The organism is Streptomyces sp. NBC_00190 (assembly GCF_036203305.1).
In the GTDB taxonomy this organism is placed as follows: Bacteria; Actinomycetota; Actinomycetes; order Streptomycetales; family Streptomycetaceae; genus Streptomyces.
Map to the genome: position 1 here is coordinate 4737991 of NZ_CP108131.1, position 15268 is coordinate 4753258.

26 protein-coding genes are annotated in these 15268 nt (G+C 67.0%); all 26 read left to right on the plus strand.

The features are described from left to right. The first annotated feature begins 49 nt into the window (after positions 1–49). The 26 genes from OG429_RS22890 (at position 50) to rplO (ending at position 15263) form a co-directional block, all read left to right on the plus strand. Positions 50–739: a glycosyltransferase family 2 protein gene (locus OG429_RS22890; protein ID WP_328927156.1), complete on the plus strand. Its 690-nt coding sequence runs from the start codon at positions 50–52 to the stop codon at positions 737–739. Beyond that, positions 736–1149, plus strand: coding sequence for a DUF2304 domain-containing protein (locus OG429_RS22895; protein ID WP_328927157.1), 414 nt, complete (start codon positions 736–738; stop codon positions 1147–1149). The genes OG429_RS22890 and OG429_RS22895 overlap by 4 nt, the downstream gene beginning before the upstream one ends. Positions 1150–1155: 6 nt before the next feature. After that, complete coding sequence (locus OG429_RS22900; protein ID WP_328927158.1) at positions 1156–2058, plus strand: glycosyltransferase family 2 protein; 903 nt, start codon at positions 1156–1158, stop codon at positions 2056–2058. 30 nt (positions 2059–2088) lie between these two features. Beyond that, entirely contained in the window at positions 2089–3933 is a 1845-nt protein-coding gene (locus tag OG429_RS22905) for a hypothetical protein (RefSeq protein ID WP_328927159.1), read from the plus strand. Between the two features lie 83 nt (positions 3934–4016). Then, the gene (locus OG429_RS22910) at positions 4017–5117 is read left to right on the plus strand and encodes a hypothetical protein (RefSeq protein WP_328927160.1); all 1101 of its coding nucleotides are present in this window, start codon (positions 4017–4019) and stop codon (positions 5115–5117) included. A gap of 470 nt (positions 5118–5587) precedes the next feature. Beyond that, the gene (gene rpsJ, locus OG429_RS22915; protein WP_003948644.1) at positions 5588–5896 is read left to right on the plus strand and encodes a 30S ribosomal protein S10; all 309 of its coding nucleotides are present in this window, start codon (positions 5588–5590) and stop codon (positions 5894–5896) included. A 14-nt stretch (positions 5897–5910) separates the two neighbouring features. After that, entirely contained in the window at positions 5911–6555 is a 645-nt protein-coding gene (rplC, locus tag OG429_RS22920; RefSeq protein ID WP_007265899.1) for a 50S ribosomal protein L3, read from the plus strand. A 4-nt stretch (positions 6556–6559) separates the two neighbouring features. After that, positions 6560–7210: a 50S ribosomal protein L4 gene (gene rplD, locus OG429_RS22925; RefSeq protein WP_030008466.1), complete on the plus strand. Its 651-nt coding sequence runs from the start codon at positions 6560–6562 to the stop codon at positions 7208–7210. Continuing rightward, positions 7210–7533 (plus strand): 50S ribosomal protein L23, encoded by a 324-nt coding sequence (rplW, locus tag OG429_RS22930; RefSeq protein ID WP_030154694.1) that lies wholly within the window; start codon positions 7210–7212, stop codon positions 7531–7533. Before rplD ends, rplW begins: the two co-directional genes overlap by 1 nt. A gap of 39 nt (positions 7534–7572) precedes the next feature. Continuing rightward, positions 7573–8409, plus strand: coding sequence for a 50S ribosomal protein L2 (rplB, locus tag OG429_RS22935; RefSeq protein WP_008739715.1), 837 nt, complete (start codon positions 7573–7575; stop codon positions 8407–8409). A 12-nt stretch (positions 8410–8421) separates the two neighbouring features. Continuing rightward, a complete protein-coding gene (rpsS, locus tag OG429_RS22940) occupies positions 8422–8703 on the plus strand; it encodes a 30S ribosomal protein S19 (RefSeq protein ID WP_008739713.1) in 282 nt (93 codons plus the stop codon). Positions 8704–8746: 43 nt separating this feature from the next. Beyond that, the gene (gene rplV / locus OG429_RS22945) at positions 8747–9094 is read left to right on the plus strand and encodes a 50S ribosomal protein L22 (RefSeq protein ID WP_328930380.1); all 348 of its coding nucleotides are present in this window, start codon (positions 8747–8749) and stop codon (positions 9092–9094) included. Continuing rightward, positions 9094–9936, plus strand: a complete 843-nt coding sequence (gene rpsC, locus OG429_RS22950; RefSeq protein WP_266626437.1) for a 30S ribosomal protein S3 — start codon at positions 9094–9096, stop codon at positions 9934–9936. The genes rplV and rpsC overlap by 1 nt, the downstream gene beginning before the upstream one ends. Positions 9937–9941: 5 nt before the next feature. Continuing rightward, positions 9942–10361 (plus strand): 50S ribosomal protein L16, encoded by a 420-nt coding sequence (gene rplP / locus OG429_RS22955; RefSeq protein ID WP_008739704.1) that lies wholly within the window; start codon positions 9942–9944, stop codon positions 10359–10361. Further along, positions 10361–10585, plus strand: a complete 225-nt coding sequence (rpmC, locus tag OG429_RS22960; RefSeq protein ID WP_008739703.1) for a 50S ribosomal protein L29 — start codon at positions 10361–10363, stop codon at positions 10583–10585. The genes rplP and rpmC overlap by 1 nt, the downstream gene beginning before the upstream one ends. Continuing rightward, complete coding sequence (rpsQ, locus tag OG429_RS22965) at positions 10585–10866, plus strand: 30S ribosomal protein S17 (protein WP_030008467.1); 282 nt, start codon at positions 10585–10587, stop codon at positions 10864–10866. The genes rpmC and rpsQ overlap by 1 nt, the downstream gene beginning before the upstream one ends. 106 nt (positions 10867–10972) lie before the next feature. Further along, entirely contained in the window at positions 10973–11341 is a 369-nt protein-coding gene (rplN, locus tag OG429_RS22970; RefSeq protein WP_008739701.1) for a 50S ribosomal protein L14, read from the plus strand. Positions 11342–11343: 2 nt separating this feature from the next. Further along, positions 11344–11667, plus strand: a complete 324-nt coding sequence (rplX, locus tag OG429_RS22975) for a 50S ribosomal protein L24 (RefSeq protein WP_073912889.1) — start codon at positions 11344–11346, stop codon at positions 11665–11667. Further along, positions 11667–12218, plus strand: a complete 552-nt coding sequence (gene rplE, locus OG429_RS22980) for a 50S ribosomal protein L5 (protein WP_030154702.1) — start codon at positions 11667–11669, stop codon at positions 12216–12218. The genes rplX and rplE overlap by 1 nt, the downstream gene beginning before the upstream one ends. A 5-nt stretch (positions 12219–12223) precedes the next feature. After that, positions 12224–12409: a type Z 30S ribosomal protein S14 gene (locus OG429_RS22985; protein WP_003956452.1), complete on the plus strand. Its 186-nt coding sequence runs from the start codon at positions 12224–12226 to the stop codon at positions 12407–12409. Between the two features lie 222 nt (positions 12410–12631). Beyond that, positions 12632–13030 (plus strand): 30S ribosomal protein S8, encoded by a 399-nt coding sequence (gene rpsH / locus OG429_RS22990; protein ID WP_007265911.1) that lies wholly within the window; start codon positions 12632–12634, stop codon positions 13028–13030. Positions 13031–13050: 20 nt separating this feature from the next. Continuing rightward, positions 13051–13590 (plus strand): 50S ribosomal protein L6, encoded by a 540-nt coding sequence (rplF, locus tag OG429_RS22995; protein WP_328927161.1) that lies wholly within the window; start codon positions 13051–13053, stop codon positions 13588–13590. Between the two features lie 2 nt (positions 13591–13592). After that, positions 13593–13976: a 50S ribosomal protein L18 gene (gene rplR / locus OG429_RS23000; protein WP_008739696.1), complete on the plus strand. Its 384-nt coding sequence runs from the start codon at positions 13593–13595 to the stop codon at positions 13974–13976. Between the two features lie 45 nt (positions 13977–14021). Then, entirely contained in the window at positions 14022–14624 is a 603-nt protein-coding gene (gene rpsE / locus OG429_RS23005; RefSeq protein WP_030388857.1) for a 30S ribosomal protein S5, read from the plus strand. Beyond that, entirely contained in the window at positions 14624–14806 is a 183-nt protein-coding gene (gene rpmD, locus OG429_RS23010; protein ID WP_005313525.1) for a 50S ribosomal protein L30, read from the plus strand. The genes rpsE and rpmD overlap by 1 nt, the downstream gene beginning before the upstream one ends. 1 nt (position 14807) lies before the next feature. Continuing rightward, a complete protein-coding gene (gene rplO / locus OG429_RS23015; RefSeq protein WP_008739693.1) occupies positions 14808–15263 on the plus strand; it encodes a 50S ribosomal protein L15 in 456 nt (151 codons plus the stop codon). The last annotated feature ends 5 nt before the right edge of the window (positions 15264–15268 follow it).

Sequence of the window (15268 nt, forward strand, 5' to 3'; positions counted from 1 at the left end):
CACACCGATCACCGAGCACTCGTTTGTGCCCCATTCCGCTGGAGCTACCGTGTCCCAATACGACGATGTCTGGCTGGTCATACCGGCCTATAACGAGGGCCAGGTGATCGCCGAGGTGGTCGAGGGGGCCCGCAAGACGTTCCCCAACATCGTCGTCGTCGACGACGGCAGCACGGACGACTCGGCCAAGCACATAGCCACGACCGGCGCCCACTTGGTGCGCCACCCCGTCAACCTCGGCCAGGGCGCGGCGCTGCAGACCGGTCTCACCTACGCGCTCGCCCAGTCCGGCGCCCAGTACTTCGCCACCTTCGACGCCGACGGCCAGCACCAGACCAAGGACGTCGAGACGATGGTCGCGGTGCTGCGCGGCGACGAGGCCGACGTCGTGCTCGGCTCCCGCTTCATCGAGCAGAACGGCCAGGTGCCGTGGATCAAGCAGGTGGTGCTGCGTACGGCCGCCGCGGTCAGCCCCACCGCCCGCAAGCTCAAGCTCACCGACTCGCACAACGGTCTGCGCGTGCTGAGCCGCAAGGCCGCGGAGCAGCTGAACATCACCATGAACGGCATGGCCCACGCGTCCGAGCTCGTCGGCTTCCTCGCCGGCTCCGGACTGCGGGTCACCGAGGTCCCGGTGGACATCCTCTACACCGATTACTCACGCGCCAAGGGCCAGTCCCTGATCAACGGCGTCAACATCCTTTTTGACATTTCGCTGCGGGAGCGTGGGCGTCGATGAAGTACTTCTGGATCCAGCTGCTGCTGATCCTCGGTTCGGTGTCCATGGCACTGATGTTCATCCGGACCTGGGGCCAGGCGAAGAACCGCGCCTGGAAGCGCATAGCGTTCTCGGTGTTCGTCGTCGTCAACGTGTACGCGGTGCTCCGCCCGACCGACGTCACCTGGGTCGCCCAGCAGCTCGGCGTCGGCCGAGGCACCGACCTGGTGCTCTACGTGATGGTGCTCGCGATGGGCTTCCTCACGCTCAACACCTTCCTGCGCTTCCGTTCGCTGGAGAAGAAGATCACCGACCTGGCCCGGACGGTGGCCATCAACGAAGGCGTCCGGCACAACGACGAGCGCCTGGGCGCGGAGGTCCCCGCCGCCAAGGCCGACGCCGATGCCGACTCCGACTCCGTGAAGGCCTGACGCGCCATGGCGACGTTCGACTTCATGCTCCCCTACTACGGGGACGTGCAGCTGATGCAGGACGCCGTGCGCAGCGTCCTCGCGCAGACCGACCGGGACTTCCGGCTCGTCGTGATCGACGACGGCAAGGAGCCGGACGTTCCCGGCTGGTTCGAGCAGCTCGGCGACGAGCGGGTCCACTACACCCGCAACGAGCGGAACCTCGGCATCACCAAGAACTTCCAGAAGTGCGTGGAGCTGTCCGAGGCCGACTACGTGGTCATCATGGGCTGCGACGACCTCCTGCACCCGCACTACCTGGAGACCGTCCGCTCGGTCATCGGCGCCCACCCCGGCATCGGCATGGTCCAGCCCGGCGTCGAGGTCATCGATGGCGAAGGCCGCGTGATGCAGGGCGGCCTCGCGGACAACACCAAGAAGCGGCTGTACGCGCCGCAGGTGAAGGGCCGCCGGCTGATGGCCGGTGAGGATCTGGCCGCCAGCGTGCTGCGCGGCAACTGGCTGTACTTCCCCTCCATCGCCTGGCGCGGCGAGGCGCTGCGCAAGGTGAACTTCCGCGACGACTACTCGGTGATCCAGGACCTGGCGCTCGTGGTCGACCTGCTGGAGGGCGGCGAGGAGATGGTGATCGACCACTCGACCACGGTCTTCCAGTACCGCCGGCACGCCGTCAGCGAGTCGTCGGTGCAGGCCTTCTCGGGCACCCGCTTCACCGAGGCCGCGCGGTACTTCGCCGCGGTCGCCGCACGCATGGACGCCCGCGGCTGGCCCAAGGCGGCCCGCGCGGCCCGTTTCCACAGCGCATCCCGCCTGCACGCGCTCACCATGCTCCCCGGCGCCCTGCGCCGCGGACACCGGGAAGGCGCACGCACCCTGGCGAAGCACGCCTTCACCTCCGGCCAGAACTGAGCCGATCCGCACACCACGAAACGGACTGAGATGACACACCTGGCCCCCGAGGCGGTCGGACAGGCCGGCTCGGAGCACCGCCACGCCGAGACAGCGGAAGGCGGGCGTCCCTCGTCCGTTTCCCCACGCCGTGCGTGGCTCTCCCGGCGCTGGGTGCTGCCGCTGGCCGAGGTCGTGGTCAGCCTCGCGGCAGCCCTCGGGTTCACCCTGCTGAGTACGCACATCAGCGTGAACCCGCTGGTCCGCGTCGGGCAGGTCAGCGGTCTCGCCAAGCTCCAGCAGTACGCGGCCGTCATAGGCCTGCCGCTGCTCGCGCTCCTGCTCTACACCGCCTACCGCGGCAAGCTGCCCCGCCACCAGATGGTCAAGCGCCTGGTCTGCGCGGCCCTGGCGGGTCTCGCCACCGGCGTGGTGGCGGGCGGCGTGGTCGTCGCCCTGCGCGGTACCCCCTGGCCGCTCGGCGGTCAGGAGGGCGACCCGAGCGCCCTGGTCGCCATGGCCAACTCGTTCCTGCACGGCGAGGGCGTGTCGGGCATCTACCCGCCGCTCTTCCCCGGCCTGATGGCCGTCTGGGCGAAGATCCGTTACGACGGCCCGGGCGGGACCGGATTCGCCCTCAAGGACTTCCAGATCTTCTTCACCGCCGTCGCGGGCCCGATGACGTACCTGGCCTGGCGGCTGCTGCTCCGCCCGTTCTGGGCACTGCTGATCGCCGTCCCGTCGGCCATCCTCTTCATGGACCCGATCCGCCCGTACAGCCACGCCACCATGCTCGTGCTGCTGCCGCTGCTCGGTTACTGGCTGCGCGAGATGCGGGGCGCCGGCGAGCGGCCGCTGCGCCGTACGCTGCTGCGCGGGGCGGTCCTCGGCCTCGTCTTCGGCCTGCTCTTCCTCTGGTACTCCGGCTGGTACGTCTGGGCCGCGCCCGGGGTCGGCCTGCTGGCGCTGTTCCTCTTCCCCTGGCGTGCCGGGACCGCGGTGGTCAAGCGGGCCGGCGCGTTCGTCGGCATCACCGTGCTGACGGCCGGTGTCGTCGGCGCCCCGCTGATCTACCAGATGGCCCGGCTCGGCTCGCAGACCCCGGACCGCTACGCCTTCCTGGCCGTGTACGTCGACCCGGCGTACGTGCTGGGCTGGGTGTCCGACCGGTCCGGCAAGCTGGAGTACCAGACCTGGCCGGCGGCGGGGGAGATGGCCGGGCAGAGCGGCTTCGCCCTGCTGCTGCTGTTCGCCGTGGGTCTGGGCGTCGGTCTGGGACTGCGCAACATCATGGTCCGCACCGCCGCCGCCACCCTGGCCGGCGCCTGGCTGGCCCGCTTCTGGTTCGCCTCGCACATGGCGCACGACAAGGCGGTCCAGCTCTACCCGCGCACCACCTGGATCATCATGTACTGCCTGATGATCCTGGCCGTCCTCGGCATGATGGCCGTGGTCCACCGGGGCTCCGGCTGGGCCGAGCGCACCCTGCGGCCGCAGGGCGCCGAACCGACGGCCCGGGTCCTGCCCCGCCGGGTGGTCCAGCAGCTCGCGGCCGGCATGGTGTGCGTGGTCGCGCTGTTCGCCACGATGGGGGCGTCCTGGTCGGTCAACCGGTACATGCCGCAGTCCGACAACATGCAGATGGGCATCGACGCCTACCGGGCCCACACGATCAAGAAGGCCGACGGGCGCTGCCCGCGCTTCGCGCCGAGCAAGACCTGCGCGGACATCGTCACGAACGACTGGCGGCAGAACGACGACGACGGGGCGCTCTGGTGCGGTGGCATCGGCCCCTTGAACTGGCAGGCCGTCTGCGGTCGCAAGGCGCCGGCGTCGGAGCTGCTGAAGGAACAGCAGCAGAAGGAACAACAGAAGGAACAGCAGAAGGACAAGTAGTTCTGCTGGATCGGACATATTCGCAGGTGAGAGGCTCCGCGCCGGGTGGTGCGGGGCCTCTCACCCGTCACCGGGGGTGGGACATGGGGAACAACGGAAACGCCGGCGACAGGCCGGGACCCTCCGACGAGGAGTGGGCCCGGTTCATGGAGCAGGCCGCCGCGGGGGCGGGGGACGCGCCGAGGGAGCCGTCCGCGCGGGCCCGGATGGTCACCGAGCGGCTGCGTAACCAGTCGGAACCGGCGGGCTGGCGCACCGCCCCGGCACCGCGGGAGAGGACCGGCAGACGCCGGCTCAAGGCCGTCGTGGCCGTCGTCTTCATCGCCGGGCTCGCGCTGGTCGCCGTACGCCCCGAGCTGCTGATCGACCGCATCACGGGCAAGACCCAGGCCCGCGAGGACGCCCGGAAAGCCGCCCCGCTGCCCGCGGAGTCGGGCACGCCGACGGGACCGCCGCCGTCGCTGGCTCCCGACCAGCCGACTCTGCAGGAACCTTTCCGCGGTTCCCCGGCCCTCCAGTGGGCCGACGGGGCCGCAGGCATCGAGGTCCCCGAGGCCGCGGCCGTCGGCGAGACGTCCAAGCAGCAGGTAGCGGACGCGCTGGAGAAGGCCAGGCAGTTCCTGATCGCGACCAATCTCGACCCGGCGACCCTGCGCGGGGAGCGTCCGGCCGCGGCGCTGGCCCTGCTGGACCCCCTGCAGCCGGAGGTTCCGCAGCGGCTGGAGCAGTCCCTGACGAACCCCACCGCGCAGAACACCCCGGTGATGCTCTTCACCCGCTTCGACCAGGCGAAGGTCAAGCCGGTCGGCGATGTCGTCAAGGTGCGCGGCAGCATGCGCGCGGAGCAGGGGGAGCCCGGGGAACTGCGCGTGGTGACGGACTACACCTTCGTCCACCCCGTGACGAACGGGGGCACGAACGTGCAGCGCACCATCGTGCGCCGGCAGGTCACCCTGAGCCTGCTCGACCCGGCGCGCTGGAAGGCCACCCGGGGCCGGCTCCAGCTGCACACGTACGTCTCGGAGTGGTCGAACGTCGAATGCGAGGCGGCCGACGGCTTCCTGCACCCGGACTTCCCGAGGGAGGCGGCGGCCGGGTCGGCGCCCACCGGGCGCGCCGTGGATCCGTACGACCGCAGCAGGGACATCAAGGGCGAAGGGTGCGGGACGGTCACCCGGTCCTGACCGGGGGAGGAGCCCCGCCGGGCGATGCGCGTGGTTCTGTTTGACCACTCAGCGTGGCGGGGTATTCTCTTCGGCCCGATTGGCCAGGTACGTGCCTCGTATGGCAGACTACTCAAGTTGCTCGGCTGAGTGCCGATGCTGCGCGCCTCCCGCCGGGAGGACCGGAAGCGAGTCCCACAGTACTCGTCGTCCTTAATCTGCCTCTCGGGGCAGCAATGGGGACGGACGTACGGGAATCTTCTGGGAAGTGTCAGCACGGTGCACACCAGGCACTCGGTGGGTGTTTCTCCCCCGAATCGCGGTCACAGGGACCGCACCCCCTTGGACGAGGGAATTTCCGTATGGGAATTTTCTGTAGAGGGAGTGCGACACGCCCGACCGCGTGGGTCGGAGGAGAGGCCGCGGGATCCGTCCCGCAGCCGGCCGGGAGCCAGAGCGTTTCCACATACAGACAGGACTACGGAGTAGCCATGGCGGGACAGAAGATCCGCATCCGGCTCAAGGCCTACGACCACGAGGTCATCGATTCCTCGGCGAAGAAGATCGTCGAGACGGTGACGCGCACTGGTGCGTCGGTCGCGGGCCCGGTGCCGCTGCCCACTGAGAAGAACGTGTACTGCGTCATCAAGTCGCCGCACAAGTACAAGGACTCGCGCGAGCACTTCGAGATGCGCACGCACAAGCGCCTGATCGACATCCTCGACCCGACCCCCAAGACCGTTGACTCGCTGATGCGCCTGGACCTTCCGGCCGGCGTTGACATCGAGATCAAGCTCTGAGAGGCGTCGAGAAGATGGCAAAGCAGATCAAGGGCGTCCTGGGCGAGAAGCTCGGCATGACCCAGGTCTGGGACGAGAACAACCGTGTCGTCCCGGTGACCGTGGTCAAGGCCGGACCCTGCGTCGTTACCCAGGTCCGTACGAACGACATCGACGGCTACGAGTCGGTCCAGATCGCCTTCGGCGAGATCGACCCGCGCAAGGTGAACAAGCCCCTCAAGGGCCACTTCGCCAAGGCCGACGTGACCCCCCGCCGCCACCTGGTGGAGCTCCGCACCTCCGACGCCAGCGAGTACACGCTCGGCCAGGAGATCACTGCTGAGGTGTTCGAGTCCGGCGTCAAGGTTGACGTCACGGGCAACAGCAAGGGCAAGGGCTTCGCCGGTGTCATGAAGCGGCACAACTTCCGGGGCCTCGGCGCCGGTCACGGTGTGCAGCGCAAGCACCGCTCCCCCGGTTCGATCGGTGGCTGCGCCACCCCTGGGCGTGTCTTCAAGGGCATGCGCATGGCCGGTCGCATGGGTAACGAGCGTGTCACCACCCAGAACCTGACCATCCACGCGGTTGACGCGGAGAAGGGTCTGCTCCTTATCAAGGGTGCGGTCCCCGGTCCGAACGGCGGCCTCGTCCTGGTCCGTACCGCGGCCAAGGGGGCTTGAGGTAATGAGCACCATTGACATCCTTTCGCCGGCAGGCGACAAGGCCGGTACCGTCGAGCTCCCCGCGGAGATCTTCGACGCGAAGACCAGCGTTCCGCTGATCCACCAGGTCGTTGTCGCTCAGCTGGCTGCTGCCCGTCAGGGCACGCACAAGACCAAGCGTCGTGGCGAAGTCCGTGGTGGTGGCCGCAAGCCGTACCGCCAGAAGGGCACCGGCCGCGCGCGCCAGGGTTCGACCCGTGCGCCGCAGTTCGTCGGCGGTGGCGTCGTCCACGGCCCGCAGCCGCGTGACTACTCCCAGCGGACCCCGAAGAAGATGAAGGCCGCCGCCCTCCGCGGTGCCCTCTCGGACCGTGCGCGTCACTCCCGCATCCACGTCGTCACCGGCGTGGTCGAGGGTGCCGCCTCCACGAAGGCCGCCAAGACGCTGTTCGGCAAGATCTCGGAGCGCAAGAACCTGCTCCTGGTCGTCGAGCGCGCCGACGAGGCCGCGTGGCTGTCCGCCCGCAACCTGCCCCAGGTTCACATCCTGGAGCCGGGCCAGCTGAACACGTACGACGTGATCGTCTCTGACGACGTGGTCTTCACTCAGGCCGCTTTCGAGTCCTTCGTGTCTGGCCCCAAGGCCGATGAGACCGAAGGGAGCGACGCCTGATGTCTGAGGCGACCGTTACCAGCAAGACCTTCACTGACCCGCGCGACCTGCTGATCAAGCCGGTTGTCTCGGAGAAGAGCTACGCGCTGCTGGACGAGAACAAGTACACGTTCATCGTCGCGCCCGGCTCCAACAAGACCCAGATCAAGCAGGCCGTCGAGGCGGTCTTCGGGGTCAAGGTCACCGGGGTCAACACGATCAACCGTCAGGGTAAGCGCAAGCGCACCAAGACCGGTTTCGGCAAGCGCGCTGACACCAAGCGCGCCATCGTGACCCTCGCTGAGGGCGACCGAATCGACATCTTCGGCGGCCAGGCCTCCTAACGGAGGTCTAGTCGTCCGGAATCGGACGAGGACTGAGAAATGGGTATCCGCAAGTACAAGCCGACGACCCCGGGCCGTCGTGGCTCCAGCGTCGCCGACTTTGTCGAGATCACGCGGTCCACGCCGGAGAAGTCGCTGGTTCGCCCTCTGCACAGCAAGGGCGGCCGTAACAACACCGGCCGGATCACCGTTCGCCACCAGGGTGGTGGACACAAGCGCGCCTACCGCGTGATCGACTTCCGTCGTCACGACAAGGACGGCGTGCCGGCCAAGGTCGCGCACATCGAGTACGACCCCAACCGCACTGCGCGCATCGCGCTCCTGCACTACGCGGACGGCGAGAAGCGCTACATCATCGCGCCGAAGGCTCTGAAGCAGGGCGACCGGATTGAGAACGGCCCCACGGCCGACATCAAGCCCGGCAACAACCTGGCCCTCCGCAACATCCCGGTCGGTACCACGATCCACGCGATCGAGCTCCGTCCCGGTGGTGGCGCCAAGTTCGCCCGTTCCGCGGGTGCCTCCGTGCAGCTGCTGGCGAAGGAGGGCACGATGGCCCACCTTCGTATGCCTTCCGGTGAGATCCGCCTGGTCGACGCGCGCTGCCGCGCCACCGTCGGTGAGGTCGGCAACGCCGAGCAGTCGAACATCAACTGGGGCAAGGCCGGCCGCATGCGCTGGAAGGGCGTTCGCCCGTCCGTCCGCGGTGTCGCGATGAACCCGGTTGACCACCCGCACGGTGGTGGTGAGGGCAAGACCAGTGGTGGTCGCCACCCGGTCTCCCCGTGGGGTCAGAAGGAGGGTCGTACTCGCTCGCCGAAGAAGGCTTCGAGCAAGTACATCGTCCGCCGCCGCAAGACGAACAAGAAGCGCTAGGAGCGGGTTTAGATGCCGCGCAGTCTCAAGAAGGGGCCCTTCGTCGACGACCACCTCGTAAAGAAGGTGGACGTCCAGAACGAAGCCGGCACCAAGAACGTCATCAAGACCTGGTCCCGTCGCTCGATGATCATCCCCAGCATGCTGGGTCACACCATCGCGGTGCACAACGGCAAGACCCACGTCCCGGTGTTCGTCACCGAGTCGATGGTCGGCCACAAGCTCGGCGAGTTCTCGCCGACTCGCACCTTCCGCGGCCACGTCAAGGACGACCGGAAGTCGAAGCGCCGCTAAAGGCGGGGTGGTTACGACTATGACTTACACCGAAGGGACAACCATGGAAGCCAGGGCCCAGGCGCGGTACATCCGCGTCACGCCCATGAAGGCCCGCCGAGTGGTGGACCTTATCCGTGGCATGGATGCCACGGATGCTCAGGCGGTCCTGCGTTTCGCCCCGCAGGCCGCGAGCGTGCCGGTCGGCAAGGTGCTTGACAGCGCCATTGCCAACGCCGCACACAACTACAACCACCCGGACGCTTCTTCGCTGTTCATCAGCGAGGCGTTCGTGGACGAGGGCCCGACCCTGAAGCGGTTCCGTCCGCGTGCGCAGGGCCGTGCCTACCGGATCCGCAAGCGGACCAGCCACATCACCGTGGTCGTCAGCAGCAAGGAAGGTTCCCGGTAATGGGCCAGAAGGTAAACCCGCACGGGTTCCGGCTCGGCATCACCACCGACTTCAAGTCGCGTTGGTACGCCGACAAGCTGTACAAGGACTACGTCAAGGAAGACGTCGCCATCCGTCGGATGATGACGTCCGGCATGGAGCGCGCCGGCATCTCGAAGGTTGAGATCGAGCGCACCCGTGACCGCGTGCGTGTGGACATCCACACCGCTCGTCCGGGCATCGTCATCGGCCGCCGTGGCGCCGAGGCCGACCGCATCCGCGGTGACCTCGAGAAGCTCACGGGCAAGCAGGTCCAGCTGAACATCCTCGAGGTCAAGAACCCCGAGCTCGACGCTCAGCTGGTTGCCCAGGCCGTTGCCGAGCAGCTCTCCTCCCGCGTCTCCTTCCGTCGCGCCATGCGTAAGAGCATGCAGGGCACGATGAAGGCCGGCGCCAAGGGCATCAAGATCCAGTGTGGCGGTCGTCTCGGCGGCGCCGAGATGTCCCGCTCCGAGTTCTACCGCGAGGGTCGTGTGCCGCTGCACACGCTGCGCGCGAACGTGGACTACGGCTTCTTCGAGGCCAAGACCACCTTCGGCCGTATCGGTGTGAAGGTCTGGATCTACAAGGGCGACGTCAAGAACATCGCCGAGGTTCGCGCCGAGAACGCTGCGGCCCGTGCGGGTAACCGCCCGGCCCGTGGTGCCGCAGGCGCAGGCGACCGTCCCGCCGGCCGTGGTGGCCGTGGTGGCGAGCGCGGCGGCCGTGGTGGCCGCAAGCCGCAGCAGGCTGCTGGTGCCGAGGCCCCCAAGGCCGACGCTCCCGCCGCCGCTCCGGCCGAGAGCACCGGAACGGAGGCCTGACCGACATGCTGATCCCTCGTAGGGTCAAGCACCGCAAGCAGCACCACCCCAAGCGCAGTGGTATGGCGAAGGGCGGTACTGAGGTCACGTTCGGTGAGTACGGCATCCAGGCGCTGACCCCGGCGTACGTGACGAACCGCCAGATCGAGGCGGCTCGTATTGCGATGACCCGCCACATCAAGCGTGGCGGCAAGGTCTGGATCAACATCTACCCGGACCGTCCGCTGACGAAGAAGCCTGCCGAGACCCGCATGGGTTCCGGTAAGGGTTCTCCCGAGTGGTGGATCGCCAACGTGCACCCGGGCCGGGTCATGTTCGAGCTGTCCTACCCGAACGAGAAGATTGCTCGTGAGGCGCTCACCCGCGCTGCTCACAAGCTTCCGATGAAGTGCCGGATTGTTCGGCGCGAGGCAGGTGAGTCGTGATGGCGACGGGAACCAAGGCGTCCGAGCTGCGTGAGCTCGGCAACGAGGAGCTCGTTGGCAAGCTGCGCGAGGCCAAGGAGGAGCTGTTCAAGCTCCGCTTCCAGGCGGCCACGGGTCAGCTGGAGAACAACGGCCGGCTCAAGTCCGTCCGTAAGGACATCGCTCGCATCTACACCCTGATGCACGAGCGTGAGCTCGGTATCGAGACGGTGGAGAGCGCCTGATGAGCGAGAACAACGTGACTGAGAAGACCGAGCGCGGTTTCCGCAAGACCCGTGAGGGTCTGGTCGTCAGCGACAAGATGGACAAGACCGTCGTCGTCGCCGTCGAGGACCGCGTGAAGCACGCCCTGTACGGCAAGGTCATCCGCCGTACGAACAAGCTCAAGGCTCACGACGAGCAGAACGCTGCCGGCGTCGGCGACCGCGTCCTCATCATGGAGACGCGTCCGCTGTCGGCGAGCAAGCGCTGGCGCATCGTCGAGATCCTCGAGAAGGCCAAGTAATTCGTCCGGGGGGTTTCCCCCGGATTCGTTCCGCCAGGCTCGGTGGGGGCCCAGCTCCTCGGAGTGAAGCCCCCGCCGGGAACCGGCAGACAAACAGGAGATACACGTGATCCAGCAGGAGTCGCGACTGCGTATCGCCGACAACACTGGTGCCAAGGAAATCCTTTGCATCCGTGTTCTCGGTGGTTCCGGTCGCCGCTACGCGGGCATCGGTGACGTCATCGTCGCCACCGTCAAGGACGCGATCCCCGGTGGCAACGTGAAGAAGGGTGACGTCGTCAAGGCGGTCATCGTTCGCACCGTCAAGGAGCGTCGCCGCCAGGACGGCTCGTACATCCGCTTTGACGAGAACGCCGCCGTCATTCTGAAGAACGACGGCGACCCTCGCGGCACCCGTATCTTCGGCCCGGTGGGCCGTGAGCTGCGCGAGAAGAAGTTCATGAAGATCATCTCGCTCGCGCCGGAGGTGCTGTAAGCATGAAGATCAAGAAGGGCGACCTGGTTCAGGTCATCACCGGTAAGGACAAGGGCAAGCAGGGCAAGGTCATCGTTGCCTTCCCCGCTGAGAACCGCGTCCTCGTCGAGGGTGTCAACCGGGTCAAGAAGCACACCAAGGCCGGTCAGACCGCTGGTGGCTCGCAGACCGGTGGCATCGTGATCACCGAGGCGCCGATCCACGTCAGCAACGTTCAGCTGGTTGTGGAGAAGGACGGCCAGAAGGTCGTCACCCGCGTCGGTTTCCGCTTCGACGACGAGGGCAACAAGATCCGCGTTGCCAAGCGGACGGGTGAGGACATCTGATGGCTACCACTCCGCGTCTCAAGACGAAGTACCGCGAGGACATCGCGGGCAAGCTGCGTGAAGAGTTCTCCTACGAGAACGTCATGCAGATCCCCGGCCTCGTGAAGATCGTGGTCAACATGGGTGTGGGCGACGCCGCCCGCGACTCCAAGCTGATCGACGGCGCCATCCGCGACCTGACGACGATCACCGGTCAGAAGCCGGCCGTCACGAAGGCCCGCAAGTCCATCGCGCAGTTCAAGCTGCGCGAGGGTCAGCCGATCGGCTGCCACGTCACCCTCCGTGGTGACCGCATGTGGGAGTTCCTGGACCGTACGCTGTCGCTCGCGCTTCCGCGTATCCGTGACTTCCGTGGTCTGTCGCCGAAGCAGTTCGACGGCCGTGGCAACTACACCTTCGGTCTCACGGAGCAGGTCATGTTCCACGAGATCGACCAGGACAAGATCGACCGTACCCGGGGTATGGACATCACCGTGGTCACCACGGCGACCAACGACGCTGAGGGCCGCGCGCTCCTTCGTCACCTCGGCTTCCCCTTCAAGGAGGCGTAAGCGAGATGGCGAAGAAGGCTCTCATCGCGAAGGCTGCCCGCAAGCCCAAGTTCGGTGTGCGTGCGTACACCCGCTGCCAGCGCTGCGGTCGTCCCCACTCCGTGTACCGCAAGTTCGGCCTGTGCCGCGTCTGCCTTCGTGAGATGGCTCACCGTGGCGAGCTGCCGGGCGTGACCAAGAGCTCCTGGTAATTCCCCCTCGTCCGCAAGGACTTGGGCGGTACCAGGCACTCTCGGTAAGCATCTGGTCGGTGGGTGCCCAGCTCCGCATGCCGTAGGCTTGTGGGGTTGGGCGTCCGCCGCCCTATCGACTTACTACGCCGTAGGTCCCCGCACCGCACCCGTCCCGCCACTGAGTGGGGAGAGGGATGGCGCATACAGGAAACCCCGGCGAGAGAGGCCGAAGGCCACTTCATGACCATGACTGACCCGATCGCAGACATGCTGACCCGTCTGCGTAACGCTAACTCGGCGTACCACGACACCGTCGTGATGCCGCACAGCAAGATCAAGTCGCACATCGCAGAGATCCTCAAGCAGGAGGGTTTCATCACCGGCTGGAAGGTCGAGGACGCCGAGGTCGGCAAGAACCTCGTCCTCGAGCTGAAGTTCGGGCCGAACCGTGAGCGCTCCATCGCGGGCATCAAGCGGATCTCGAAGCCCGGTCTGCGCGTGTACGCGAAGTCCACCAACCTGCCGAAGGTCCTCGGCGGCCTGGGCGTGGCGATCATCTCCACGTCCCACGGTCTCCTGACCGGCCAGCAGGCAGGCAAGAAGGGCGTAGGTGGGGAAGTCCTCGCCTACGTCTGGTAGTCGGGAACGGAGGAAAAGCAATGTCGCGAATCGGCAAGCTCCCCATCCAGGTTCCCGCCGGTGTGGACGTCACCATCGATGGCAGCACGGTTGCCGTGAAGGGCCCCAAGGGTTCCCTCACGCACACCGTTAAGGCGCCCATCGCAGTCGTCAAGGGTGAGGACGGCGTTCTGAACGTCACCCGCCCGAACGACGAGCGTCAGAACAAGGCCCTGCACGGCCTGTCCCGCACGCTGGTGGCGAACATGATCACCGGTGTGACCACGGGGTACGTCAAGGCTCTCGAGATCAGCGGTGTCGGTTACCGCGTGGCCGCGAAGGGCTCCAACCTGGAGTTCCAGCTCGGCTACAGCCACCCGATCCTGGTGGAGGCGCCCGAGGGCATCTCCTTCAAGGTCGAGTCGCCGACCAAGTTCTCGGTCGAGGGCATCGACAAGCAGAAGGTCGGCGAGGTCGCCGCCAACATCCGCAAGCTGCGGAAGCCCGACCCGTACAAGGCCAAGGGTGTCAAGTACGCCGGCGAGGTCATCCGCCGCAAGGTCGGAAAGGCTGGTAAGTAGCCATGGCATACGGTGTGAAGATCGCCAAGGGCGACGCGTACAAGCGCGCTGCCAAGGCTCGCCGCCACATCCGCATCCGCAAGAACGTCTCGGGTACGGCGGAGCGTCCGCGCCTCGTCGTGACGCGTTCCAACCGCAACATCGTTGCTCAGGTCATCGACGACCTCCAGGGTCACACCCTGGCGTCCGCGTCGACCCTGGACACCTCGATCCGCGGTGGCGAAGGCGACAAGAGCGCCCAGGCCCAGGCCGTCGGCGCGCTCGTCGCCGAGCGTGCCAAGGCTGCGGGTGTCGAGACCGTCGTGTTCGACCGCGGTGGCAACCGATACGCCGGGCGCATTGCCGCTCTGGCTGACGCCGCCCGCGAAGCCGGGCTGAAGTTCTAAGCCCCGGTTCCGGGACTCACGGACGTAACAGAGAGAGGTAATCCAATGGCTGGACCCCAGCGCCGCGGAAGCGGTGCCGGTGGCGGCGAGCGGCGGGACCGGAAGGGTCGCGACGGTGGCCCTGCCGCCGAGAAGACCGCTTACGTTGAGCGCGTTGTCGCGATCAACCGCGTCGCCAAGGTTGTCAAGGGTGGTCGCCGCTTCAGCTTCACCGCGCTGGTCGTGGTGGGCGACGGTGACGGCACTGTAGGTGTCGGTTACGGCAAGGCCAAGGAAGTTCCCGCGGCCATTGCCAAGGGTGTCGAGGAAGCCAAGAAGAACTTCTTCAAGGTTCCGCGCATCCAGGGCACCATCCCGCACCCGATCCAGGGTGAGAAGGCTGCGGGCGTCGTCCTGCTGAAGCCTGCTTCCCCCGGTACCGGTGTTATCGCCGGTGGCCCGGTGCGCGCCGTTCTGGAGTGCGCCGGCGTTCACGACATCCTGTCGAAGTCCCTGGGCTCCGACAACGCGATCAACATCGTGCACGCGACCGTGGCGGCCCTCCAGGGCCTGCAGCGTCCCGAGGAGATCGCGGCTCGCCGTGGTCTGCCCCTCGAGGACGTCGCCCCCGCGGCTCTGCTTCGTGCGCGTGCTGGGGCGGGTGCGTAATGGCTCGCCTCAAGATCACGCAGACGAAGTCGTACATCGGCAGCAAGCAGAACCACCGCGACACTCTGCGTTCGCTCGGGCTGAAGCGCCTGAACGACGTGGTCGTCAAGGAGGACCGCCCCGAGTTCCGCGGAATGGTGCACACCGTCCGCCACCTCGTGACGGTTGAGGAGGTTGACTAACATGGCTGAGAACAGCCCGCTGAAGGCCCACAACCTCCGTCCCGCCCCCGGCGCCAAGACCGCGAAGACCCGTGTCGGTCGTGGTGAGGCGTCGAAGGGTAAGACGGCCGGTCGTGGTACGAAGGGCCAGAAGGCCCGCTACCAGATCCCGCAGCGCTTCGAGGGTGGGCAGATGCCCCTCCACATGCGCCTGCCGAAGCTCAAGGGCTTCAAGAACCCGTTCCGCACCGAGTTCCAGGTTGTCAACCTGGACAAGCTCGGCGCTCTCTACCCCGAGGGTGGAGAAGTCACGGTGGCCGACCTGGTCGCCAAGGGCGCGGTTCGCAAGAACAGCCTCGTCAAGGTCCTGGGCCAGGGCGAGCTCTCCGTGGCGCTGCAGGTTTCGGTTGACGCCGTCTCCGCCTCCGCCAAGGAGAAGATTGCCGCTGCCGGCGGCACTGTCACCGAGCTCGTCTAAGACGA